Source organism: Kribbella sp. NPDC056345 (assembly GCF_042262745.1).
Classification (GTDB): Bacteria; Actinomycetota; Actinomycetes; order Propionibacteriales; family Kribbellaceae; genus Kribbella.
The window spans coordinates 1-25751 of sequence record NZ_JBHJQQ010000015.1; the positions used below are offsets into that span (position 1 = coordinate 1).

Genomic DNA, 25751 nt, shown 5'->3' on the forward strand with positions numbered 1-25751 from the left:
TTTTATTTGTTCTGGGGGTCTGTTTTTTTTTTATACCACCACCCACCCCCCCCCCCTACACCCCCTCCCCCCTTTTGGGGGGGGGGGTTTGGTTCCCCCCCCCCCGACGATCACTGCGGGGTTACGGGGCGCATTCGGTGCGAGCTACACAGGTCACTGTCTCGGTCTGGCACCCCGGGCCCGACCAGCAGCGCCGCCACCGGTACCGGCGGTTTCCGTTGCAGCCACCGCACTGACCGAACGCGACGCACGCCGGACAGGCCGCTGATGCTTGGATCTTCGGCGCGAAGACGGAGAGCAGGCCGTCGCTCATGCTCTGGATCAACTTCGTCATAGCTACCTCCAGGATCGGGTCCTCGATCTGGCGAAAACTACGAGGAACCGCTGACAACCCGCTGCCCGTACTCCACCCGTACCAGGTACGCGCCGATCGTTGCGGGGGTGTTCACCGGGATTGTGTTTGCCGCTGGTGACGTCTGAGCAGGCGGATCAGGAACACCGGCATCGTCAGGCACAGCACCAGGAGCGATATGCCTTTGGACAGCGTCCATCCCCAGTTGTGGTCCGTGGTGTAGGCGAGGGGCTCTCCGGCGTCGTCATGCAGGCGCACGTCGGCGATCTCGGCGGGCATCGGGTCAGTGCGGGAGACGCGTACATCGTCGCGCAACTTGATGCCTGTGCGGGTGATCGTGCCTTCGCGGCTGACGAAGTCACCGATCCAGGTGCAGCCGTTCTTCTTGCAGAAGCGGTCGGTTGGGGTGAAGGTGCCGGACGGGCCATCCGCCAGGGCAGACCGGCCGTCCAGCCCCTCCTTGATCAGGCCCCCGCCACCGCCAAGGCCGAGGAACACGACCAGGAGCACGATCATGACCCAGAAGAACACCACCCCACCCCGTGACACCGGCTTTTGTCGCTTCAGTCCAGTCATGGTGCACAGCCTGCCAGGCGCTAGGGCCCCCGTTGTTCAGACCGCGACGCGCATGGGTTGGAGGGCTGCTTCGTAGCGGGCGAGCGCTAGGCGGGCCAGTCGGGGGTCGGCGCCGAGGGGGGCTGTGACTCGGTGGGGGCCGGCTTGTTTGGTCAGGCGGTCGGAGAAGTGGCCGGGGGCCAGGAGGTAGTTGGCTACGGCTAGGCGGCCGGGGGTGGTGGCTAGGACTGCGGGGAGGCGGCGGCCTCGGCCGGCTAGGTAGCCGATGGTTACGGGGCGGTGGATTCGGGCGTGCAGGAGGGCTGCGGTGCGTTCGCAGTCTGCTTGGGCTCTTGGGTCGCTGGAGCCTGCGGCTGCCAGGACTACGTGGTCGGTGCGGGAGAGGTCGCCTAGGCGGTCTACGAGGATGTCGGCGATCAGGGCGTGCGGGCCCAGGGCGGGGGCGGCGGTCAGGCCGGGGTGGCGCGCGACCTGGTCGGCGATGTCCACGTGGACGTGGTAGCCGCTGGACAGGAGCAGGGGCACGATCACTGCTTCAGGAGCATCCGCCATCACGCGGTCGACCAGGCCTGGCATGGCTGGTACGTCGACGTCTACGAATCCGAGCGACATCGACAGCTCGGGACGCAGGCGCGCCATCTGGCGCACGATGTCGTGGACGACGCGGATACCCCGAGGGTCCGCGGTGCCGTGAGCGATGGCGATCAAATCGGTCATGACGGTACCCCCGCGGGTTCTACGGCTAGGCGGTAGCCGCGCCGGACTACCGTGCGGACCAGTTCGGGGCGGCCTACGGCGGTGCGTAGGCGGTTCACCGTGACTTCCACGGCGTGCACGTCCTCAGCGCCTGGCAGTACGGCGAGGAGGTCGGGGCGGGACACCACATCACCGCCGGCAGCCACTAGCGCGGCCAGGACGGCTCGGGGGCCCGGTCCGAGGGGCAGTACGACGCCGTCCAGTACGGCGGCGCCGCCGCGGATCACGAGTTGGCCGAACTCGGTCTCGATGGAGCGCGCGTTGTCGTCGGTGAGACGGTCGGTGACGATGCGGATGAGGGCACCCAGGCGGTAACGGTCGGGGACCAGTGGTTCGAGACCGAGGTTGAGGAAGGGCGCGGCCGTGACTGGGCCGACGCAAGCGTTCAGCACTCGTCCGGTTCGCAGTGCCGTGACCAGAGCGTCGTACTGGCCGTTCAGCGCGGCAGCGTCCAGCATGGCCTGCGCACCGGGCGCTGACGTGTGCACCACGGCGTCGACTGCACCTGTGCAGACCTGTCCAATCATGCGCTCGACAATCACCGGATCCGGTGCCGGCCCCCAGCGGTAGACCTCAAGCCCACGCACCGACGCCCCAGCGCCCCGCAGGGTGTCCATCAGCCCTGGGTCCGACAAACCATGCAGCTGTACGACGATCTTTCGCCCGCTGACGCCCTGGGCCAGCAGCCACTCGACTACCTCGATCGTCGTCTCGGACCGTGCCGACCAGTGCTCCACCAGCCCCGCGGCCCGAATCGCACCTCGTGCCTTCGGACCGCGCGCCAGAATCCGCGACTGCTCCAACGTCACCAACAGATCCGCAGCGAGCCCAGCAGTGTCCGCAGCCTCGATCCACCCGCGGAAACCGACCGCGGTGGTCACCACCACGTCGTCCGGCGGGTTGGCGATCACCCGTCGGGTCGCCTCGATCAGAGCGTGGTCGTCGGCGACCGGCACGATCTGCAGGGTCGGTGCGTGCAGCACCTTCGCGCCCCGGCGTTCGAACGACGCGATGAGGTCGTCCGCTCGCCGGTGCGCGGTCACTGCGATCGTGCAGCCGCTGAGCGGACCCGGCTTGCTGTTAGCCGTCACCGTTCTCCCCCACCCGAACCATCCCGTCGACGATGGCGACCGGGTACACCGGCAGCGACACCTCCGGGTCGTCCAGACACACGCCGGTGCGCAGATCGAAGACCTGCTTGAACATCGGCGAGGCCACTGTCGGGATATCGCCGCGACTACCGACGATTCCCCGCGACATCACGTTGGCCCCGCTGTACGGGTCCTGGTTGCCGATGGCATAGACCGTCCCGTCGTGCAGCCGGAACAGCGCGATCTGCACCTCCCCGACCAGTGCGGCAACACCCCGGTCAGGCAGCAGTACGTCGTACCGGCAGAGCACCGTGGCCTCGAAAGCCGTCATAGTCATCGCCGTACCTCCAATCGAGGGCCGGCGAGCAGCACCGGCTCCAGCTGTCCGCGCTCGGCCGGTGTGGCCGGGCGCGGCTGGTTGCGCTCGACCACGTAGCGCAGGTCGGCGTCCGGCTGATCCGGAGCGTTCACGAACGACACGAACCGGGCCAGCTTCGCGGGGTCGTCCAGCGTGGCCCGCCACTCGTCGACATAAGCATCGACGTGCTCGGCCATCGCAGCATCCAGGTCGGCACCGATACCGAGGCTGTCGTTCAGTACGACGTCCCGCACGTGATCGAGGCCGCCTTCGATCTCCCGGACCCACACCGAGGTCCGCTGCAGCCGGTCGCCGGTCCGGACGTAGTACATGAGGAAACGGTCGATCGCCTGGATCAGCTCGTCTTCTGACAGGTCGGACGCGAGCAGTTCGGCGTGCCGGGGTGTCATGCCGCCGTTGCCGCCGACGTACAGGTTCCAGCCCTTCTCCGTCGCAATCACACCGACGTCCTTGCCGCGTGCCTCGGCACACTCGCGCGCACACCCGGAAACGCCGAGCTTGAGCTTGTGCGGCGACCGCAGCCCGCGATAGCGCAGTTCCAGCGCGATAGCCATCCCCACGGAGTCCTGGACGCCGTACCGGCACCAGGTGGACCCGACACACGACTTCACCGTGCGGAGCGCCTTGCCGTACGCATGGCCTGATTCGAACCCCGCGTCCACCAGCCGCTTCCAGATAGCCGGCAGCTGCTCGATCCGCGCGCCGAACAGGTCCACGCGCTGCCCACCGGTGATCTTGGTGTACAGACCGAAGTCCCGAGCGACCTCGCCGATCGTGATGAGCCCCTCCGGCGTGATCTCGCCACCGGGGATGCGGGGGACGACGGAGTACGTGCCGTCCTTCTGCATGTTCGCCATGACGTGGTCGTTGGTGTCCTGCAGCGGCGCCTGCTCGCTGTCGAGCACGTGACCGGCCGGGTACACGCTGGCCAGGATGGACGCGACTACCGGCTTGCAGATGTCACAGCCGCGCCCAGTGCCGTGGCGCTCGACAATCTCGCTGAACGTGCGCAGACCGGTCACCCGGACCACATCGAACAGCTCTGCCCGCGACAGCGCGAAGTGCTCACACAGTGCCTTGCTGACCTCGACACCGGCCTTGGCCAGCTCGCTGTTCACCAGGTTCTTCACAATCGGCAGGCAGGAGCCACAGCTCGTCCCAGCCCTGGTGCGACCGCACACCGACTTCACATCGCCGCAGCCCTCATCCCGGACCGCGCACCGGATCGTCCCGGCCGACACGTTGTTACAGGAGCAGACCGGTGCGTCGTCCGGAAGCTCCAGCTGGGCCGGTGCGGCGCCTTCCGGCAGCAGGAACGCGGCCGGATCCGCACCGAGCTCCCGGCCGACCATGGGCCGCAGTCCCGAGTACGCCGACGCGTCACCGACCAGGATGCCGCCGAGCAGCGTCCTGGCGTCGTCCGAGAGCACCAGCTTCTTGTAGACGCCGGCCACCGGGTCGGCGTACACGATGTCCAGTGCGCCCTCGGTGGTGCCGAACGCGTCGCCGAAGCTGGCCACGTCGACGCCGAGCAGCTTCAGCTTCGTCGAGGTGTCAGCACCCGGGAACGTCGCCTCGCCACCCAGCAGGCGGTCGGCCACGATCTCGGCCATGGTGTTGCCGGGGGCAACCAAACCCCAGACCCGGCCCTCGATACAGGCGACCTCACCGATCGCCCAGACCCCAGGGGTCGAAGTCCGGCAGGCCTCGTCCACCACGACGCCGCCGCGTTCACCGATCTCCAGACCGGCGGCCCGGGCCAGCTCATCCCGCGGCCGGACACCGGTCGCGAACACCACGACGTCGGCCGGCAGATCCGGTCCCTCGGCAACAGCCATCGCCCGCGCCGAACCTTGCGAGGTGAGCTTCACCCGGGTGGTTGCCGTCGATGTACGGACATCCACATCCAGGCCACGGATCAGCCGCGCGAGCGCCGACCCACCGCCCTCGTCGACCTGCAGCGGCATCAGCCGCGGCGCGAACTCGACCACAGTGGTGGCCGCACCGAGCGCCCGCAGCGCACCGGCGGCCTCCAGCCCGAGCAGACCGCCACCGACCACGACACCGTTGACCTGGTCCCGTTCCGACTTCAGCCGCTCGACATAGACGCGCAGTGCGGCCACGTCGTCGATGGTCCGGTACACGAAACAGCCCTGCGCGTCGCTGTTCTTCACCGGCGGCACGAACGCCGACGAGCCTGTCGCCAGGACCAGTTCGTCGTACTCGATCGTCTCACCGCGCGCAGTGGTCACCGCCTTGCCAGCAACGTCGATAGCCGTCACCTGCACGCCCTTGCGCAGCACCACCGCAGGGTCGTCCCACAACGACGGATCGCCCAGTGCGAGGTCGTGCGGGTCGCGTCCGGAGAAGTAGCTGGTCAGTGCGACCCGGTCGTACGGAAGTCGTGGCTCTTCGGCCAGCACAGTGATCCGCCACTGGACGTCGGTGTCACGCGCCCGCAGCGCCTCCACCAGTCGGTGGGCGACCATTCCGCCGCCAACCACCACTACGTGCCGGGCCTTGCTCAGCTCTGTCATCGTCGCCCTCCTGGCCGGTACTGGTTCGGTCTCGCCACGGCGGAACCGGTCAAGCAGGTCACCGACGGCACCGGTGCAACTGCCGCACCCGGTGGTCGCCCGTGTAGTGGCGGCGATGCCGGCGACACTGTCGGCACCTCCACGCCAGGCCGCTTCGAGCGCGGCCCTCGTCACTCCGTTGCACCGACAAACGGTGACTGCCTTCTTCGCCGGTACGGCGGGCTCCGCAAGCAGCCCGTCCGCCACGACCGGCGTACCGCGGTCAGCCAGCAGCACCAGCTCCGCCGCAACCTCCGGCGCACCCACTGCGACCGCCGACCGCACCACACCGTCCTGCAGTACGGCGCGCACCCACCGCTCGTCGTCCTCGAGCCGGACCTCTGCACCGGTCTCGCTCTGATCGCCGAGCACCAGTACGTCGAGCGCCCCAGCTGTCAGACGAATCACGTCCGGCCGCAGCGACGCCGGCGCACCTGTCAGGTGAGCCGCCAGCACCTCGGCGTGGGACCACGCCGACTCCACGGTTCCGGTGACCTGGCCGTCGATCTCGGCACAGTCCCCGATCGCATGCACAGCGGGGTCGTCCGGGCTGGTCACCGTCTCATCGACAACAATGCCCGTCCGCACAGTGATCCCGGTGCGCCTCTTGCGCCCGACCGCCAGCTCCGTGCGCGGTTTCACCCCGCAGGCAACGACCAGCTGGTCACCGAAGACCTGCCGCCCGTTCTTCAGCTGCAGGGCCCGGAACGCACCAGGCGTGTCGACAACCTCGGCATTCAGGAGCACCTCGACCCCCGCACGCCGTACCGCCCGGGTTACCCGCCGGGCGGCGGGCAGCGGAACCGTCTTGTCCAGCAGGGCTTCCCCGTCGTGCACCAACGTCACTGCAACGCCACGCTCGCGCAGCGCACACGCAGTCTCCACACCGAGCACACCGCCGCCGAGTACGACGATCCGCCGGACCCGACCCGCAGCGTCGACCAGTGCGCGCGCGTCCTCCGCTGTCCGCAGCACCTGCACACCAGCATTGAGCTGAACCGGTACGACGGGCTCGGCACCGGTCGCGAACACCAGGTGGTCGTAGCCGTGCTCGACACCCGCCGAGTCCGTCACCACGCGACGCAGACGGTCGACTGCCACTGCAGTCACCACAGGCTCGTCACCCGCGACAGGCGCCGAGGCACGGCCGGCGACGTACTCGGTCAGCCGACTGCGGTTGTACGAACCCTCGTCGCCGAGCACAGTCACGTCGTACGACGGCAGCAGCGCTGCGAGCCGTCGTCCGGCCATCCCGCCACCAACGATGACCACCTTCATGCGGACACCCCCGTCACCGGTAGCGCAGCCGCGCGCAGCGAGACCGCGCAGGCCTTGAACTCCGGCATCCGCGACACCGGGTCGAGCACGTCGTTCGTCAGCTCGTTCACTGCGCCCGCACCGCCGTAGTGGAACGGCACGAAGACGGTGTCCGGCCGGACGTCGGTCGTCACGCGTGCCGCCAGCACCATGGCTCCGCGGGCCGTCCGCAACTCCACCGGACGGCCGTCTGAGATCCCCAGCTGTGCAGCGACCCGCGGGTGGATCTCCGCGAACACCTCCGGCTCAGCCTCGGCCAACTCCGGCACTCGCCGTGTCTGCGCACCACTCTGGTAGTGCTGCAGGAGCCGCCCAGTCACCAGGTACATCGGCGCTGCGCCGCTCAGATCGTCAGCCACCGGACGGTGGTCGACCGGAACCACATGCGCGCGGCCATCCGGCGTACCGAAGCGGTCTGCGAACAGTCGCGGCGTTCCGGGGTGATCGACAGCAGGGACCGGCCAGAACAGCTCCTCGTTGTCGAGCCGCGACCAGGTGATCCCGGAGTAGTCAGCCTTACCGCCTGCGCTGGCCAGCCGGAGCTCCTCGAATACCTCCTCCGGGTCGGTCGAGAATTCCGCCGTACAGCCAAGCCGTGCAGCAAGACCTGCGAAGACATGCAGGTCGCTGCGCACCTCACCAGGTGGTGCAACAGCTGCCCGGCGCCGCAGTACTCGGCCTTCGAGGGACGTCATCGTCCCGTCCTCTTCAGCCCACTGGGTAACCGGGAAGACGACGTCGGCGAGCAGTGCGGTCTCAGACGGTACGACGTCCGCCACGACCAGCAAGTCCAACGCAGCAAGGCGTTCCCGGACCGATGCGAGGTTCGGAGCGGACACCAGCAGGTTGCTGCCGTGAACAAGCAGCGCTCGGGGGCCGCCCGTCGTACCCAACGAGTTGATGAGCTCGACCGCGCTCTTACCCGGTCCTGGCAGGTCAGCCGGGTCCACGCCCCACACTGCCGCGACATGTGCACGGGCAGCCGGGTCCGCGATGCTGCGGTAGCCCGGCAACTGGTCGGCCTTCTGACCGTGCTCTCGACCGCCCTGGCCGTTTCCCTGCCCGGTGATGCAGCCGTAGCCACTGCCGAGCCGCCCGGGCAGTCCGAGCGCCAGTGCGAGGTTGATGCAGGCAGTCACCGTGTCGGTGCCCTTGCTGTGCTGCTCTGCGCCACGCCCGGTCAGGATGAACGCTCCGGAACCGCCATGGACTGGAGCTGCCGCTGCTAGCACCCGGGCGGCTCGCCTGATCGTCAAAGCCGGCACACCGGTCACCCGCTCAGCACGCTCGGGCCACCAGGCTGAGGTCGAGCGGTAGAGCGCGTCTGCGTCATCCACTCGCTCTGCCAGGTATGTGGTGTCCGCAAGCCCTTCCTGCAGCACCACGTGCGTTAGTGCGAGCACCAGCGCCAGATCGGTCCCAGGAGTCGCCTGCAAGTGCAGTGCACCAGTTAGCCCAGCCGTAGCCGAGCGGCGCGGGTCGACGACCAGCAGACCGCCCGCCTCCTGCGCATGCTGCAGATGCGCGACGGCCGGCGGCATGGTCTCGGCGATGTTGCTCCCGACCAGCAGGATCGCGTCTGCCCCGCCCAGGTCGGTCAGGGGGAACGGGAGCCCGCGGTCGATGCCGAAAGCGCGGTTCGTCGCCGCTGCGGCCGAGGACATACAGAACCGGCCGTTGTAGTCGACGTTCGCGGTCCGCAACGCGACTCTGGCGAACTTGCCGAGCGCGTAGGCCTTCTCGTTGGTCAGTCCGCCCCCACCGAACACCGCGATCGCGTCCCGGCCGTCAGAAGCCTGTAGCGATCGGATGCGGTCGGCAACGAAGTCCAACGCGAAATCCCAGCTGGTCGGGACCAGCTCGCCCTCCGCGTTGCGCACCAGCGGAGTGGTGAGGCGGTCCGACACCGTGAGGACCTCAGCCGCAGTCCAGCCCTTCCGGCACAACCCACCCCGGTTAGTCGGGAAATCGCGCGGACGCACCTCCACCGCCCCCGGTCGGTCGACCGGGAGCAGAGTGGTGGCGCACTGCAGCGCGCAGTACGGGCAGTGGGTAGGGACTGCGGTCACACGCGCTCCTGGCTGAGCGGGCCACCCTTGCGCAGGTAGCAGAAGTACGTGACGGCCAGGCAGACCACATAGAACCCGCAGAACACGTAGAGCGCCGGAATCAGCGACCCGAAGTTGCTGGTCGACATCGCGAACCCACGCGGTACCAGGAAGCCGCCGTACGCGCCGATGGCCGAAGCGATACCGATACAGGCCGCCGCCTCACGGCGAGCCCGGCCCGGGTCGCCCGGCGTGGTCAGCCGGAACACCGCGGGGATCATCCGGTACGTCGACCCGTTCGCGGCACCGCTGGCGACGAACAGGAACAGGAAGCTGATCATGAAGCCCGCGAAGCTGCCCGCGTTCAGCGCGACGATCGCGGCCAGAATGCCCAGCCCCATCACCACGAACGCGCAGACCGTCACCCAGGCACCGCCGAGCATGTCGGCCAGCTTGCCGCCGAACGGCCGCGCGACCGACCCGACCAAAGCACCGAGGAAGGCGATGTGCGCCACGGTGATCTCGGGGAACGTCGTCTTGATCAGCAACGGGAAGGCGGCCGAGAAACCGATGAACGAGCCGAAGGTCCCGATGTAGAGGAACGAGATGATCCAGGTGTGCGGGCGCTTGGCCGCCAGGATCGACGTACGGAAGGACGAGGTCGCGACCGACAGGTTCGCCATCACGCGCCAGGCCACGACCGCGGCCAGCAGGATGAGCGGGATCCAGAGCAGGCCGGCCCGGTTCAGCGTCAGACCGGCGCCGATCGTGATGGCCACCGGCACCAGGAGCTGGACGACCGCGACGCCGAGGTTGCCACCGGCCGCGTTGACGCCGAGCGCGAAGCCCTTCTCCTTCTCCGGGTAGAAGAACGAGATGTTCGTCATGCTGCTCGCGAAGTTGCCGCCGCCGACACCCGCGGTCGCCGCGACCAGCGCCATCACCCAGAACGGCGTCTCCGGCCGGCTGATGAAGAACGCGAGCCCGCAGGTCGGGATCAGCAGGAGCAGTGCGGAGACGATCGTCCAGTTCCGCCCGCCGAACTTCGGCACAGCGAACGTGTACGGCAACCGCAGCGTCGCGCCGACCAGGCTCGGCAGCGCAACCAGCCAGAACAGCTGGTCGGTGCTGTAGGTGAACCCGGCCCGCGGCATCGACACCACGACGATGCTCCACAGCTGCCAGACCGAGAAGCCGAGGAACTCGGCGAAGATCGACGGCCACAGGTTGCGGCGCGCGACCGCCCGGCCCTTCGAGGCCCAGAACGTCGCGTCCTCGGGGTCCCACTCGTCGATCCAGCGCCCACGCCGCGGCGCCTCGACCGTACCGACCGCACCGGTCCGGTCACCGGTGGTGACCTCCGGGCCTGCCTCGAGCGTCATCGTGCGTCTCCTGTCATCCGACCTCACTGATTAGGCCAGGACGCTATGACCGGGGTGTTTCCACGTGGTCATCTCGTTGTTACGCCGCCGAAACGGCTCCCGCACACCAGTGGCCGAGTGGTGAGAGAAGGCTGGGTACTGTGCCTCTACCAACGGCGGAGGGGAACTGACCGTGAACAGCAAGGTGCGATCGCGGGGGCGGTGGGCATGGCGGGGTGGGATCGCGCTGGTCCTGATCGGCTGGCTGCTGATGGGCGCGATCGGCGGGCCGACGGTCGGGAAGCTGAGCGAGGTCCAGGAGAACGACAACGCCAACTTCCTCCCGAAACAGGCCGAATCCACGCTCGTTTCGAACGAATCGGCCAAGTTCGTCGACTCCCGGGCGCTCCCGTACTTCGTCCTGGTCGAACGCGATTCCGGCATCACCCCGGCCGACCTGGCCGCGGCTCGGGCGTTCCTCGCGAAGCTGCCTGCAGTCGACCTCGGCGATGGCAAGAAGCTGGGCGACTACCTGGCCGCGCCACCGCAGACCGTCGTCCCGTCCGCGGACAAGAAAGCGCTGCTACTCACCGTCGAGCTGGACGGTGAGCGGGCCGACGAACTGATCACCGAGGGCGAGACTGTGTTGTTCGCCACTGCCGACACGATGCGTGACGAAATTAAGCAGGATCTCACTCCGAGTGGTCTTCAGGTCTATGTGACCGGGCCAGGTGGGGTACTCGCGGACTTCATCGTCGCGTTCAGCGGGATCGACGGGATCCTGCTCGGGGTCGCGCTCGCGGTCGTCTTCGTGATCCTGCTGATCGTCTACCGCAGCCCGATCCTGCCGATCGCCGTACTGCTCACCGCCGTCTTCGGGCTCGCGCTGGCCGCCTCGGTCGTGTACCCGCTGGCGAAGAACGGCGTACTGGACCTGAACGGGCAGAGTCAGGGCATCCTGTTCATCCTCGTGGTCGGTGCGGCGACGGACTACTCGCTGCTGCTCGTCTCGCGGTACAAGGAAGAACTGCACGACTACACCAGCAAGTACGACGCGATGCGGATCGCCTGGCGGGCTTCGATCGAGCCGATCGCGGCGAGCGCGGCCACGGTCATCCTCGGTCTGCTGTGCCTGCTGCTGTCGCAACTGGGCAGCACGAAGGGGCTCGGACCGGTCGGTGCGATCGGTATTTTCGGCGCACTGGTTGCTTCGATGACGTTCCTGCCCGCTCTGTTGCTGGCCTTTGGACGGCGGATCTTCTGGCCGTCGATTCCCCATGTCGATCACGTGCACGCGCGCGATCAGGTGGGCGGGCGCAAGCTCTGGGGTCGCGTGTCCGGGCTGGTCGGGCGGCACCCGCGCCGGGTCTGGGTGATCAGTGCGCTGGCGTTGCTGGCCTGTGGTGCGTTCCTGCCGACGTTCAAGGCGAGCGGGATCTCGCAGGAGGACCTGTTCCTGAACAAGGTCGAGTCCGTGACCGGCACGGAGGAGCTGGGCAAACACTTCGACGCCGGCGCCGGTACGCCGGTCCAGATCCTCACCCCGGTCGCGCAGGCCGAGCAGGTCGTTCAGATCGCGACCCAGGTCGACGGAGTCGGTGCCGCCTCGGCGTCGGTGGCTCCCGGCGTACCGCCGAAGGTTGTCGACGGCAAGGTTCTGGTCCAGGCGACCCTGAAGGTGAAGGCCGACTCACCGGCCGCGACCAAGGTGGTCGAACACCTGCGCACCGAGCTCGACAAGGTCGGCCCCGACATCCTGGTCGGCGGCAACACGGCGATCAACCTGGACGTCCTGGACGCCAGCAACCGCGACCTGCGAGTGATCATCCCGACGATCCTCGCCGTCATCTTCCTCGTCCTGATGCTGCTGCTCCGCTCGATCCTGGCCGCGATCCTGCTCGTCGTCGCCAACGTCATCTCGTTCGCCGCCACCCTCGGCGTCAGCGCGATCGCCTTCAACCACCTCTTCGGCTTCCCCCGCGCCGACCCCGCCATCCCGCTCTACGGCTTCGTCTTCCTCGTTGCCCTAGGCATCGACTACTCCATCTTCCTGATGACCCGCGTCCGCGAAGAATCCGCCGCCCAGGGCACCCGCCCCGGCATCCTGGTCGGCCTCGCCGTCACCGGCGGCGTCATCACCTCAGCCGGCGTAGTCCTGGCCGCCACCTTCTCGGCGCTGGCCGTCCTCCCCATCCTCTTCCTGGTCCAAACCGCCTTCCTGGTCGCCTTCGGCGTCCTCCTCGACACCACCATCGTCCGCTCCCTCCTCGTCCCCGCCCTCGCCCACGACATCGGCCCCAAGGTCTGGTGGCCCAGCAAACTCTCCCGGGAGCGGTAGGGCGGGCTGGCGAAGGTCTGGAATTGCCGACTACTACCAGTTCTTCTGTACACCTCACCGCGGATAGCCTCGGGAGATGGAGACGTTCGAAGGTGTGATCGAGGTGGGCGACGGGGGCGGAGCTTGGGTCGAGGTGCCGGGGGCGGTGGTTGCTGCGTTGGGTGGGGGTGGGCGGATTCCGGTGCTGGCGACGTTCGACGGGGTTGCGTACCGCGGGTCGATCGCTTCGATGGGTGGGTGTCTGGCGCTCGGCGTGCTGAAGGGGATTCGGGCTGAGCTGGGTAAGGGGGCCGGTGACAGGGTCACGGTGACGGTTGAGCGCGATACGGCTGAGCGGACGGTCGACGTACCGGAGGACTTTGCTGCGGCGCTTGCCGAGGCTGGGATGCGCGAGGCCTTCGACAAGTTGAGCTACAGCCACCGCCGCGAACACGTGAACGCGATCGCCGAGGCCAAGAAGCCGGAGACCCGCGCCCGGCGCATCGCCAAGGCACTGGAGATGCTCAGCTGATCGCTTTGTCGCGGTAGGCGCGCCAGCTGGTGGGTGGGAGTTCGGGCGGGTCGGGGAGCAGTTCGCGGATGGTGGTGGCGTCGGGCGCGTAGGCGGCGTCGGGGAGGGTGCCGAGGACGTCTGCGTAGACGGAGCGGAGGACCTCGGCCTGGGCGGCCCAGGAGAAGCGGTGCTGTAGTTCGGGGTCGGTCGTGATGCGGCGGGCAATGCGGTCGCGGTCCGCCAGGACTGTGCGGACCGCTTGGACGAGTCCGTCTACGTCGCCGGCTGGGTAGACCGCGCCCAGGTCGAGCTCTTTGACCAGGTCGGCCTGGGCCGGGGTGTCGCTGGTGACGATGGGGAGGCCTGCGGCGATGTACTCGCAGAACTTGTTGGTGACGGCGATGTCGTGGTTGGGGGCGCGCAGCAGCGGGCTGAGGCCGATGGTTGCCGAGCGGACGTACAGCGGAACGAGTTCGGCGTCGACAAAGGGTAGGACGTGGACGCGGTCGCCGACACCCAGTTCGGCGGCGCGGGTGCGCAGTTCGGTGGTGAAGGAGTTGAGCCGCGCGACGACCGCCAAATGCACACCAGGCAACTGCGGTAGCGCCTCAACGGCCGTGCCGACGCCGCGCGCCCGGTGGACACCACCGAGATACACCAGCAACGGGACATCCTCAGCCAGCTGCAACTGCTGACGCAGCCCCTGGACCTCCGCGTCCTCTGGCGGCTCGATCGGTGCATTCAGTACGACGTCAGGCAGCTCAGCCAGCTTGTGATCGCGCTGCAGCCACTTGGCCAGCGGCTCGGACACCGTGATGATGCGATCGACGTCCCCGAGGAACTCACGCTCAAGATCGCTGTACGCCGCAACCCGGCGCGGCGGCACATTCGGCACGCCCGGGACGTACTCGTGGGCGTCGTAGATGATCTTGACGGTCCGCCCGTCCAGCGCCGCCCGATGCGCCGCACGCGCCGCGATCCCCAGCATGTAGACGTCATGGACGTGGATGACCTCCATCTGCATCCGGTCGAGCAGCGGGCCGAGGGTGAGCTCTTGGTCGACGACCTCCGGCAGCACGCTCCGCCAGCGCCCCGACGGCAGGGTCCGATGGAGAGCGATCCGCCGCGCCCGTTGTTTGCCGTTCCCGAGCCCGGCCGTGCGATCGGCCCGCCGGACCAGGAATGCACGGGCGTCGAGGACAGCGCTGTGGAGTCGCAACGACCGCCAGCGCACAGCCCGCCGTACCCGATCAAGAGGCGACCGCCGGGCCGCACCCGACCGCTCGCTGTCGCGCTTGTCGCGACCGCGATCACCCCGCAGCTCCCGGGTCGCGTACTGCCAGCGGCCCTTGGCCAGCGTGTACTCGGCCTCGGTTCTGAACCATGGCCGCAGACTGGCCAGCCGCTTGCGCCACCCCGTCAGCGTCGCCTTCGACGGGACCCGCGGCGCCACCACCTGCACCTTGCCGAGCGCGCGGGAACCCCGATGATGCCGCCCGGCGATCCCGACACAGGTGACGTCGAGATCCCAGTTCGCCACCGTCTGTGCGTACTTCAGCACGCGGGCGTCGATGACGATGTCGTTCCCGGCCATCATCACGACCTTGCGCCGTACCCACGGCGGCTTCCAATCAGCCGGTACGGCGTTCGGCCGCTCGACGAGCGCGGTCAGTGCCTGGCCCGAGCGACGGCCGTCATGAACCTCCGCGACGAACGCCGGGCCGAGCGCAGCGACCGCGCGGCCGCGGTCCCGATCCGCGATGAGGTCGAGCAGGACCTGTTCAAGGGTGTCCGGTGTCGCGTCGACGATCGGCAGTTCGAGCCCCGTCGCATCGACCACGCGACCGCGCACCGACTCGGACACGTACGACACGACGATCCGCCCGGCCGCCATCGCCTCGCAGGCGGCGACCCCGTAGTTGCCGATCCGGAACTGGTCGATCACGATGTCCGCATCGCCGTACACGGCCGGCATCTCCGACGGGTCGACACCCTGCACCCGGCGATAGGTGATGAGGCCTCGGCGGTCCAGGTCGACCATGATCGGGTCGATCAGATCGGACCCCTTGATCGCTGCCTTGCTCGGCGCGTGGGCCACCACCGGCTTCTTGCGCTCCAGCACCGGCGCATCGCTACGCCAGGCGTCGACATCGACCACGACCGGACACCAGATTGCCTTGGGCACGTAGTCGAGCAGGTCCGGGGTAGAAACGAAGACCGGACCCGGGTACGACGTGAACAGCTCGACCGTGCGAGTGGCCTTCCGCTCCAGCACCTCGACGGTCGCGTCCTCCATGTCTGGGAACGGCGACCACCGCTCGGTCTCGACATGCCGGCTGGGAATGCGGACGTCGGTGCCATGGGCAAGCAAACCCACCTGGACGCCCTTGGCCAGCAGATGCAGAAGGTCACCCGCGGAGTCCGGACCGTGCACCACGCCGAACATCGGCCGCCCTGCCTCGATCAGCACATGCGTGTAGTTCCGTACGACGTGGTGGTAGAACTCCAGTTGCCACGGTCGATGCCGCCGGTACGTAGTCCACGAGACCCGGTAGTCGACCGGGTAGTCCAGGACCCCGTTGGTGAAGGCGAACGCGGTCACCTTCGTCGTCAGCGACTGCCCCTCGAGCGCGCGGGCCCACTGCGTCGCCTGCCCCGCGAAGTTGACCGGCCCGATCAGCAACCGGGCCGCGGCATCGAGTCGCGCCGGCATCCCCGCCGCCGGCGCCTCGGTTTCCGCTGTCTTGTCTGTCTTTCGAACCATCCGCCCCTCACAACGTCGCTCGACCCGGCATCGGGGCGGCTGCCGGGCCGGTCGGTGACTGTGTCTGCCTCCATACACGCTTCGTCGCCACGGAGTGGTTGCTTTTGGCTGAGAAGTGGTTCTCGGCACTCCACAACCGCTAACCTCACCGAAAGAGTCGAGGATGTGAGGAGCCCGGGATGGCTGACAGCACCACGACGGACCACGGCAAGTTCGCGTTGCCGACGAAGAATCTGCCCGCCCCACAGGTCCGGGACCTGCCCGAACCACCCACCAAGACCTGGAAGGTCATCGGTCCGGGGATGGTCGGAGCGGGCGTAGGACTCGCCTCGGGAGAGTTCATCCTGTGGCCCTACATCTCCAGCCAGGTCGGGCTGGTGTTCCTCTGGGGCGCCTTCGTCGGGGTCGTGATCCAGTGGTTCCTGAACATGGAGATCGAGCGGTACACGCTGGCCACTGGTGAGACAGCGTTGACCGGCTTCAACCGGTTCGGCAAGCACTGGGGCCTGTTCTTCGCGATCATGACGTACTTCGCGAACCTGTGGCCCGGCTGGGCGACCAGTTCCGCCACCATGCTGACCTACCTGTTCGGCGGCGGCGACGCGGCCTGGATCGCGATCGGGATCCTGCTCGCGATCGGTCTGATCCTGACCTTCGCCCCGGTCGTCTACGTGATGCTCGAGCGGCTGATCTTCGTCAAGATCCTGGCCGTCGCACTCCTCGTCGTACTCGCCCTGATCTTCGCGATCCGCGCCAAGACGTACGGCGCCCTCGGCGACGCCGCCACGAACCCCCAGTTCCCGGTCGAGCAGCTCGGCTTCGCGCTGATGATGGGAGCGATCGCGTACGCCGGCGCCGGTGGCGGGCAGAATCTCGTGCAGAGCAACTGGATCCGGGACAAGGGTTTCGGCCAAGGTCTGCACGTCCCCCGGCTGACCTCACCGATCACCGGCGAACCCGAGGCCGACCCGACCGCGAACGGCTACGTCTTCCCCCCGGACGACGCCAACCTGGCCCGCTGGAAGCGCTGGTGGAAGTTCGCGAACATCGAGCAGGCCATGACGTTCGGCGCCATCACGGTGCTGACCATCCTGTTCACCTCGATGCTCGCGCACGCGACCCTGTACGGCGACGACAACGTCAAGAACAACATCAGCTTCCTCAAGATCGAGGGCGTCACACTGCAGACCCTGGTCGGCGGCTGGTTCGGCTACCTGTTCTGGGCGATCGGCGCGTTCTCCCTGTTCGCCGCCGCAGCCGGCATCGTCGACTACACCTCCCGGCTGACCGCCGACATGATCAAGGCCCGCTACCTGCGCACCTCGAAGATCACCGAGTCCAAGCTGTACTTCGGCCTGGTCTGGGGACTGGTTGCCTTCGGCATCATCGTCCTCCTCTCCGGCCTCACCCAGCCACTCGTCCTACTGGTCATCTCGGCCTGCACCGCCGGCACCATGATGTTCGTCTACTCCGGCCTGCTCTGGTACATGAACTCCCGAGCCCTCCCCAAGGCCATCCGCATCACCCCCGTCCGCACCGCCGTCCTGGCCTTCGCCTTCCTGGCCTTCGGCTTCCTGGCCGTCTTCACCATCATCGACCAACTCAAGAAGCTCTAGCACCTCCCCCACCTGCGGCAACCCATACCGCCGATACAACTCCAAAGCCACCAACCACTGCGCCCGAGCGGGCTCGGCCTCCCCGAGCCCGCTCAACGCCCGCCCCAACTGATGCCGAATCCGCGCCTCCAGCTCACCACCGCTGTCGCCGATCAGTCCTAGCGCCTCCTCCAGATGAGCCTGCGCAACGTCGTACGTCGCCAAGGTCAGCTCGACCGATCCGAGGAGCTGGAGATGATCGGCCACAGCGAACTTGTTGCCAGCGGCCCTAACCTCGGCCAGCCTCTCAAGCAGCCACCTTCGGGCGCTGTCGGTCCGGCCACAGCGCGCATAGGTCTCTCCGATCGCGCGGATCAGCCAGTCGAGGAGCCGAGGACGGCTTCTCCGCATGAGTGACACGGCCAGCTCGAACTCTTGATCCTGCTCCGCGAACGAGCCCATCCGGCCGGCGAGGACTCCGAGCGTGTATCGCGCTTCGCTCTCGAAATGCTCTTCGGCGGAGCCCAGCGCTGATGCCAGTCCGGTCCGGGCCAGCGTCATCCCCTCGTCCAGCTGGTCCAGGCGCTCCAGGAACTGGGCGAGCGCGAGCATGCTGAAAATCAGGTGCGACTGGATGCCGTACGTAACGTCGACCTCGACCGCAGCCCTCATATGAACTTCAGCTGTCTCGAAATCCGACCTGGCGGCGTAGTGCTGACCCAGGTTGTGCCTGATCCAGCCCAAGATTTCAGGAGGAGCACAGGCCGGGTCATCCTGTAGCGCGGACAATGCCAGCTCGCCCAGCTGCGCCGCCTCCGCCTGGCGTCGACGCAGAACCCAGAAGGTCACCATGCCGGCCGCTAGCTTGACGAGAGCCGCGCGGTCCGGGTCCGGCCCGGCCATCCATCGGTGCGCTGCGGCGAGAATCTCATCGGCCTCGACATCCAGCCAGGCCATGACTTCGCCGTATTCGAGATCCTCAGCCCCGCTGAGCCACTCCTCGTCGAACCAGCCGATCGCTGTCGGTCCGGAGCTGAATCTTGCGCGAGACTGCCAGACCATCGCCACATAGAGCGCCACCACGCGGCCTTGGGCGGCCGCCCGCTCGTCCGCCGTGGTCGTGGTTGCAGCGAGTTCGCGGGAGTACGCACGGACAAGGTCGTGGAGCTGGTAGCGCCTCGGGGCAGGCGAGTCCAGCAGGTGCAGATCGACCAGGTGCTCCAGCAGAGGCTCGACCTCCGCGTCCGGGCGATCGACCAGGCGAGCGGCCACCTTCAGGTCCAGTTCGTCACCCTCGTACAAACCGAGGAGGCCGAATACCTCCGCCGCGCTCACATCCTGCGCCGATGCGCCCGTCAACGAGAGGGCAAGCGACGCTCGTACGCCGGACTCGTCGTCGCTCAGCACATCCAGGCGAGCGGTCTCGTCTGCCAATCGTCTGGCCAGATCCGCAACCGTCCACGACGTTTCGGCGGCGAGTCGCGAGCCGGCGATTCTGAGGGCCAAGGGCAACGCTCCGCAGAGAGCGACCACTTCGAGTGCGGCCTGCGGATCCGCCCCGATCCGTTCACGGCCGACCGCGGATATCAGGAGGGCGAGCGCCTCGTCCTGCGCTAGCACGCCCAGAGCGAGCGATTGCGCGCCCGATAGGCCGACCAAGGCACGTCTGCTGGTGACGATCACCGCGCAGGTCGCCGTACCGGGAAGCAGCGGCAGGACCTGTTCGACGGTTGCTGCGTTGTCCAGCACGACCAGCAGCTTCCGTGTTGCGCATGCGGTCCGGAACAAGGCGGAGGCCTCTTCTGCGGATTCAGGCGGTCGCTGGAGGGCGAAGCCGAACTGTCGCAGTAGGGTGTTGAGTGCCTCCAGCGGCGTCATCGGGTCACCGACGCCGAAGCCGCGGAGGTTCACATAGAGGACGCCGTCGGCGAACCGGCCGGCCAGGTTGCGGGCGACGCGCACTGCCAAGGCGGTCTTGCCCACACCGCCCATACCGGCGATCGCGGAGATGACGACGACGCCAGGTGCCTGCCCACCGCCGGTCAGTAGGTCGGCGACCGCGGCGATCTGCTCCTTGCGTCCGACGAAGTCCGCCACATCAACCGGCAGGCGGTCGTTGACCTTGGGTCGGGCAGCCGCCGCCTTCAGCTCCGCGTGTTGGTCCGCGTCGAGGCCCAGGCCCGCAGCGAGCAGGTCGACGGTCTGCACCCACGGATAGCGACGGCGACCTGCCTCTAGCGTCTTGATCGCCCCGACGCTGACGCCCGAGACCGCCGCCAGCCGCTCCTGCGAAAGCGCAGCCGCCTTCCGGAACTTCCGCAGTACCGGCCCGAACTCAGCCATCCAACAACCTCAGCACCTCGTCAGACTGTGCTAGTCCGCACCGCCGGTACAACTCCAACGCTGACCGCCACTGCTCCCGAGCGGGCTCGGTCTGTCCGAGACCGCTCAAGGCCGTGCCGAGGGCGTGGCGGATCTGGGCTTCCAGGTCGTCGTTGCTGCCTTGGATCAGGTCTAGTGCTTCGGTGAGGGCGAGGCGGGCCTCGTTGTGGGCCTTGAGTGCTGTTTCGGCTACGCCTAGCCAGTGGAGGTGTTCGGCGATGGCGGTTTTGTCGCCGGAGCTCTTGCTCTCCGGCAGGTGGTTGCGGAGCCAGGTGCGGGCGGATTCGGGGCGGCCTGAGCGCAGGTAGCTGGCGCCGATGTCGGGGAGGAGCAGGTGGAGAATCTCTGGGCGGCTTCGACGGAGGGTGGCGGTCGCCAGGTCGAAAGCCTGGTCCTGCTCCGCGAAGCGGCCGAGGCGACCGGCGAGGGAGCCGATGCTGAAGCGTGCGTCGCTCTCGATGATCTCGTTGCCGAGCTGGAGCGCACCGTCCAACCCGGATTGGGCCAACTCCGTTGCTTCGTCCAGCTGGTCGAGTCGCTCCAGATCCTGGGCGAGAGCGACCGTGCACACGACGTGGTTCAACAGATCGGTCTCCATCGGTGCCGCTGCAATGGCGACCCTCAAGTAGGCTGCCGCGGTCTCGGAGTCCGACCTGGACGAGTAGTGCGCTGCCACGTGATAACTGATTCGGCTCAAGGCGAGGTCAGAGGCACAGGCCGGGTCGTCGCGGAGCGCGGCCAGGGCGAGCTCGCCGAGTTCGGCTCCCTCGGTGTGCCGGCGACGGATGATCCAGAACCGCATCATGCCGCCCGCGAGTTTGACGAGGGTTCCACGGTCTGTCGTCGGTCGGCGGGCCGCGGCCAGGATCTCGTCCGCCTCGGCGTCCAGCCACGCCATGACTTCGTCGTACTCCAGGTGCTCGACCCCGGCGGTCCACTGCTCGTCGTACCAGGACCGTGAAACGCCGAGCTTCACTCGCGCTTGCCAGGCCATCGCCACGTAGAGCGCCAGCACCCGCTCGCGGGCCGCCGTGCGATCGTCGGGCGCGATCTCCCGTGCGTACGCGCGGACGAGGTCGTGGAACTGGTAGCGGCGTGGGCTGGCCGACTCCAGGAGATGCAGGTCGACGAGGTGTTCCAGCAACGGCTCGACCTCGGCCTCCGGGCGATCGACCAGGCGAGCTGCGACCTTCAGGTCGAGTTCGTCGCCCTCAAACAGCCCCAACAGACCGAAGAGCTCCGCCGCGGCCCTGTCCTGCGCCGACGCACCCGCCAACGACAACGCAATAGTCGCCCGTACGCCGGACTCCGCGGCGCCGAGCGTGTCCAAACGAACCGACTCATCGGCCAACCGCTTGGCCAGGTCAGCCACCGTCCAGGCCGGTTCCGCCGCGAGCCGGGTGCCTGCGATTCTGAGTGCCAAAGGCAACGATCCGCAGAGAGCCACCACCTCTAGCGCTGCCTGCAGATCGCCCTCGACCCGCTCCCGGCCGGCGGCCGAGGTGAGCAACGCCAAAGCTTCGTCCTCCGGTAGGACACCGAGCGCCAGCGGCCGCGCTCCCGGCAGACCGACCAGAGCACGCCGACTGGTGACGATCACCGCGCAGGTCGCCGTACCGGGGAGCAGCGGGACGACCTGTTCGACAGCTGCCGCATTGTCCAGGACGACGAGCAGCTTGCGGGTCGCACACGCCGTACGGAAGAGGGCGGCGGCCTCTTCGACGGATTCCGGCGGGCGCTGAAGGGCAAACCCGAGCTGCTGCAGCAATGCACTCAATGCCTCCAGCGGCGTCATCGGTTCACCCACCCCGAAGCCACGGAGGTTCACATAGAGAACGCCATCGGCGAACTGACCGGCCAAGTCGCGGGCAACACGCACAGCCAAGGCAGTCTTGCCGACGCCACCCATACCGGCGATCGCCGAGATGACGACGACACCCGGCGCCTGATCGCCACCGCTCAAGAGATCGGACACCTTGGCGATCTGCTCAGCACGACCGACGAAGTCCACTACGTCGGCGGGCAACAGGTCGCTGCCGGCCTTGAGCCGGACAGCTGCGGCCTTCAGTTCAGCGCGCTCGTCGGCATCCAACTGCAGACCGTCAGCAAGCAGCCCAACCGTTTGCGTCCTGGGATAACGCCGCCGCCCAGCCTCCAGCGTCTTGATCGCCTCAACGCTGACCCCCGACACCTCAGCCAGCCGCTCCTGCGACAACCCCGCCGCCTGCCGAAACCTCCGCAGTACCGGCCCGAACTCACCCATCCAACAACCTCCGCAACTCATCAGCCTGCGACAACCCGGCTGCCTTGCGGAATCTTCGCAGTGCCGGGCCGAATTCAGGCATCGGTGGAGCTCAGCAACTGGCGGACCTCGTCGGCCTGGGGGGAGCCGTGGCGGACGAGGAGGTCGAGGGCCTGGTGCCATTGGGCGTTGGCCTCGGTGGGGTGGGCGGCGGCGAGGAAGACGTGGCCTAGGCGTTCGCGGACGCGGGCTTCGGCTTGCCAGGTTCCTTGGACGACTTGGAGGGAGGCGCGGAGGTGTTGTTCGGCGAGGTCGAGGTGGCCGCGGGCCGATTCGACGCGGCCCAGGCCTTCGAGAGCTTCGGCGACCGCGAACTCGTCGCCGTCCTCGGTCGCCGCTGCCCGGGCTTCTTCGAGGTACGCCGAGGACTCGTCCAGTCGGCCGACTTCGTAGTACGAGAGGCCGGCGAGGCAGAGCAGCCAGTAGCGCTCGTGGGGTGAGCCCAGCCGGCGGATGATCTCCACGGCACGGTCGAACTCGCGGTTCTGTGCGACGGTTCGGCCTTGACGCCCGGCGGCGAGGCCGAGGATCAGGCGGCCTTCGGCCTCGGCGACCTCGTCTCCGCTGCGGAGCGCGACCTCGACCCCGCGGCCGGCCGAGGCGATCGCTTCGTCGAGGCGGCCGAGCTCGACGAGGTAGTGACCGAGGAAGACCTCGGCCTCGATGTAGGCCCGGTCGTACGCGCGGATCTTGGGTGCGGCCAGTGCGATGGTCATGTACTCGACCGCCCGCACATGCAGGCCGGCCGAGGCACACTGTTGCGCGACCTCGAAGGGCAGCAGGGCGGCGGCGAACGGATCATCGGCCGATTCCTTGACGCCCAGCGCCGTCGTGCCCAGGAGCACACCGTCGGAGTGCCGGCGCCGGACGTAGCAGTAGGGCAGCAGACCCAGGACGAGCCGGGCCAGCATCGCGCGCTGCTGCGGACCTCCGGCGGCAGCACGCCGTACGGCGCCGATGATTTCCTCGATCTCCTCGTCGAACCAGGTGAAGATCTCGTCAACGGTGAACTGCTCGGCCCCGGTCGTCCAGCTGGCGTCGTACCAGGCTTCGGACAGGTCGTCGCCGAACCGGGCCATCCGGGTCCGCCAGCCCATCGCCAGGCACAACCGGAGGACCCGCACTTGTGCGGCCTCGCGAGCTGGTTGGTCGGTCAGCGCGGCGGTCGTTTCCTTGACGTAGCTGCGGACCAGGTCGTGCATGCGGTAGCGATGTGGGCCGACGGACTCGATCAGGTACAGGTCGACGAGGCGCTCCAGCCGAAGGCTCACGTCGTCGACGGGCAGGTCGAGCAGCGCCGCGGCGACGCGCACGTTGAGTTCGTCCCCCTCATGGAGCCCGAGGAGCTTGAACGCCTCGACGGCTTCGGTATCGTGGTCGGTTGCCGCGGCCAAGGAGAACTCGATACTTGCCCGTACGTCACGATCCGCGGTCGAGAGCTCGTCCAGCCGGTTCCGGCTGCTCTCCAAGCGGTGGACGAGCTCGGCGAGATCCCAGGTCGGCTCGACGGCGAGGCGGGCCCCGGCGAGGTGCAGCGCGAGCGGAAGGCCACCGCACAACCGGACGATCGCCAGGGCGTTGACCGGGTCGGCCGCGATCCGGTCGTCGTCGACGATCCGGGTCAGCATCTCGATACCGTCCTGATCCGGCAGGACGTCGAGCAGGACGTGCGCCACACCGGGTAGCGCGGTCATTGCCCGGCGGCTGGTGATCAGCACCGCACAGGTCGATGCCCCCGGCAACAAAGGGGCCACCTGGGCGGCGTCGGCCGCGTTGTCCAGAACTACCAGCACCCGGCGGCCGGCCAACGCCGACCGGTAGCGGGCGGCGGCCTCGTGGGCGTCGCCCGGATCGTCCGGTCCCTGAACCCCGAGGCTGTCCATCAAACGGCCGAGCGCTTCCGCCACCGTCAGCGGCCGGCCCGGCCCGAATCCGCCCAGGTTCAGGTACAGCTGGCCGTCCGGGTAGCGGTCGGCGACCAGATGCGCCATGTGGATGGCCAGGGCGGTCTTGCCGATACCGCCCATCCCGCCAATGGCGGACGTCACCACGACTCCGGGCCGCGATTCCTTGGCGGTGAAGGTCTTCTCGAGTTCGGCGACCTGGTCCTCGCGGCCCACGAAGCTGTAGACGTCGTCCGGCAGCTCCCGCGGGATGGTCACCCGGGCCTTCGTCCGGGCACCGGCCGCGAGCAGTTCCAACCGCTGTGCCTCGGCCAGCTGGAGCCCGTCTGCCAACCGTTTCAGCGTGCCCGATCGGGGATGCCGACGCCGACCGGATTCCAGGGTCTTGACGGCCTCGACGCTGACACCGGACGCCGCGGCCAGCCGCTCCTGCGACAGACCGGCGGCCTTCCGGAACTTCCGCAGTACCGGGCCGAACTCAGACACGGGGGTCATACGGCTGGGCGGCGCCATTGACCGTGGTGAAGAGGGAGTAGATGGACGTGGTGGCGGTGATGAAGAGGCGATTCCGCTTGGCGCCGCCGAAGGTGAGGTTGGAGACGGTCTCCGGGACCAACAGCTTGCCCAGCAGGGTGCCGTCCGGGTGATAGACGTGTACGCCGTCCGCGGCCGACGCCCAGACCCGGCCGACGGTGTCGATCCGGATGCCGTCGAACGCGCCGTTCCCGCACTCGGCGAAGACCTCGCCGCCGCTGATCCGGTCGCCGTCGACAGTGAAGACGCGCATGTGCGCCCGCTCGGTGTCGGTGATGTAGAGCAGCGACTCGTCCGGGGAGAAGGCGATCCCGTTCGGACCGTCGAAGTCGTCCGCGACCCGGGTCAGCCCACCGTCCGCCGACACGCGGTAGACATGACAGCCCTCGGTCTCGATCTCGCCTTTGTACCCCTCGTAGTCGCTGGCGATCCCGTACGACGGATCGGTGAACCAGATCGAACCGTCGCGCTTGACCACGACGTCGTTCGGGCTGTTGAACCGGTGTCCCTCGTAGTTGTCGGCGAGTACGCTGACCCGCCCGTTGTGCTCGGTCCGGGTCACCCGCCGGTTGCCGTGCTCACAACTGACGAGCCTCCCCTGCTCGTCGAGGGTGTGACCGTTCGTGTTCCCGGCCGGCGCCCGGAAGGCGGAGACCCGGTACGACGTCTCGTCCCAGCGCAGGATGCGGTCGTTCGGAATGTCGCTCCAGAGCAGATACCGCCCAGCCGGGGAGTACACCGGGCCCTCGACCCACCGCCCGCCGGTCCACAGCCGCTCCAGGTGCCGGTCGCCCCGGATCCCGTCGAACCGGTCGTCGAACTTCTCCCACTCCGCCGGAACGGATCCTGCCAACGGTTCGAGGATGGTCATCCGCACACACTCCCAGATCGAGGCTCCGTCGGAAGCCTATTCTCCGGGCGGACCGCCCTCACTGACCAACCTCCGCGCGACACGCCCGTCCACGCTCAGGGCAGCGGCGATG

At 68.1% G+C, this 25751-nt stretch carries 14 protein-coding genes and 1 pseudogene; 3 read left to right on the plus strand and 12 right to left on the minus strand.

The window, feature by feature from the left end; translation table 11 throughout:
• Positions 1-445 precede the first annotated feature (445 nt).
• Genes ACFCV3_RS35715 through ACFCV3_RS35745 form a run of 7 tightly spaced genes read right to left on the minus strand, consistent with a single transcriptional unit; the run spans position 446 to position 10477 of the window.
• Positions 446-928, minus strand: coding sequence for a hypothetical protein (locus tag ACFCV3_RS35715; protein WP_376038013.1), 483 nt, complete (start codon positions 926-928; stop codon positions 446-448).
• Positions 929-964: 36 nt separating this feature from the next.
• A complete protein-coding gene (locus tag ACFCV3_RS35720; RefSeq protein ID WP_376038016.1) occupies positions 965-1645 on the minus strand; it encodes a sirohydrochlorin chelatase in 681 nt (226 codons plus the stop codon).
• On the minus strand, positions 1642-2775 hold the full coding sequence (locus tag ACFCV3_RS35725; RefSeq protein WP_376038018.1) for a uroporphyrinogen-III synthase: 1134 nt from the start codon (positions 2773-2775) through the stop codon (positions 1642-1644). The genes ACFCV3_RS35720 and ACFCV3_RS35725 overlap by 4 nt, the downstream gene beginning before the upstream one ends.
• Positions 2765-3112, minus strand: a complete 348-nt coding sequence (gene nirD, locus ACFCV3_RS35730) for a nitrite reductase small subunit NirD (protein ID WP_376038021.1) — start codon at positions 3110-3112, stop codon at positions 2765-2767. The genes ACFCV3_RS35725 and nirD overlap by 11 nt, the downstream gene beginning before the upstream one ends.
• Complete coding sequence (nirB, locus tag ACFCV3_RS35735; RefSeq protein ID WP_376038023.1) at positions 3109-7008, minus strand: nitrite reductase large subunit NirB; 3900 nt, start codon at positions 7006-7008, stop codon at positions 3109-3111. Before nirB ends, nirD begins: the two co-directional genes overlap by 4 nt.
• Positions 7005-9116, minus strand: a complete 2112-nt coding sequence (locus ACFCV3_RS35740; protein ID WP_376038026.1) for a molybdopterin oxidoreductase family protein — start codon at positions 9114-9116, stop codon at positions 7005-7007. The genes nirB and ACFCV3_RS35740 overlap by 4 nt, the downstream gene beginning before the upstream one ends.
• Positions 9113-10477, minus strand: a complete 1365-nt coding sequence (locus ACFCV3_RS35745; protein WP_376038028.1) for an MFS transporter — start codon at positions 10475-10477, stop codon at positions 9113-9115. The genes ACFCV3_RS35740 and ACFCV3_RS35745 overlap by 4 nt, the downstream gene beginning before the upstream one ends.
• 172 nt (positions 10478-10649) lie before the next feature.
• Between ACFCV3_RS35745 and ACFCV3_RS35750 the strand changes: the two genes are divergently transcribed.
• Both ACFCV3_RS35750 and ACFCV3_RS35755 read left to right on the plus strand, forming a co-directional pair.
• Positions 10650-12794, plus strand: a complete 2145-nt coding sequence (locus ACFCV3_RS35750; RefSeq protein WP_376038030.1) for an MMPL family transporter — start codon at positions 10650-10652, stop codon at positions 12792-12794.
• A gap of 76 nt (positions 12795-12870) precedes the next feature.
• The gene (locus ACFCV3_RS35755) at positions 12871-13305 is read left to right on the plus strand and encodes a YdeI/OmpD-associated family protein (RefSeq protein WP_376038032.1); all 435 of its coding nucleotides are present in this window, start codon (positions 12871-12873) and stop codon (positions 13303-13305) included.
• Here the strand turns inward: ACFCV3_RS35755 and ACFCV3_RS35760 are convergent.
• Positions 13298-16051: a glycosyltransferase gene (locus ACFCV3_RS35760; protein ID WP_376038034.1), complete on the minus strand. Its 2754-nt coding sequence runs from the start codon at positions 16049-16051 to the stop codon at positions 13298-13300. The two genes, ACFCV3_RS35755 and ACFCV3_RS35760, sit on opposite strands and share 8 nt — an antisense overlap.
• A gap of 179 nt (positions 16052-16230) precedes the next feature.
• On the opposite strand from ACFCV3_RS35760, the gene ACFCV3_RS35765 reads away from it, so the two are divergent.
• Positions 16231-17667 (plus strand): Nramp family divalent metal transporter, encoded by a 1437-nt coding sequence (locus tag ACFCV3_RS35765; protein ID WP_376038035.1) that lies wholly within the window; start codon positions 16231-16233, stop codon positions 17665-17667.
• A gap of 1365 nt (positions 17668-19032) precedes the next feature.
• Here the strand turns inward: ACFCV3_RS35765 and ACFCV3_RS35770 are convergent.
• From ACFCV3_RS35770 to ACFCV3_RS35785, 4 genes and pseudogenes are all read right to left on the minus strand, one after another.
• Positions 19033-19989 (minus strand): annotated as a pseudogene (locus ACFCV3_RS35770) (NB-ARC domain-containing protein); the annotation flags it as partial.
• Complete coding sequence (locus ACFCV3_RS35775; RefSeq protein ID WP_376038036.1) at positions 19982-22291, minus strand: NB-ARC domain-containing protein; 2310 nt, start codon at positions 22289-22291, stop codon at positions 19982-19984. The gene ACFCV3_RS35775 and the pseudogene ACFCV3_RS35770, both read right to left, overlap by 8 nt.
• A gap of 74 nt (positions 22292-22365) precedes the next feature.
• Positions 22366-24720 carry a helix-turn-helix domain-containing protein gene (locus ACFCV3_RS35780; RefSeq protein WP_376038039.1) on the minus strand — a complete coding sequence of 785 codons (2355 nt, stop codon included), beginning with the start codon at positions 24718-24720 and terminating at the stop codon, positions 22366-22368.
• A complete protein-coding gene (locus tag ACFCV3_RS35785) occupies positions 24713-25639 on the minus strand; it encodes an SMP-30/gluconolactonase/LRE family protein (RefSeq protein WP_376038042.1) in 927 nt (308 codons plus the stop codon). The genes ACFCV3_RS35780 and ACFCV3_RS35785 overlap by 8 nt, the downstream gene beginning before the upstream one ends.
• Positions 25640-25751 lie beyond the last annotated feature (112 nt).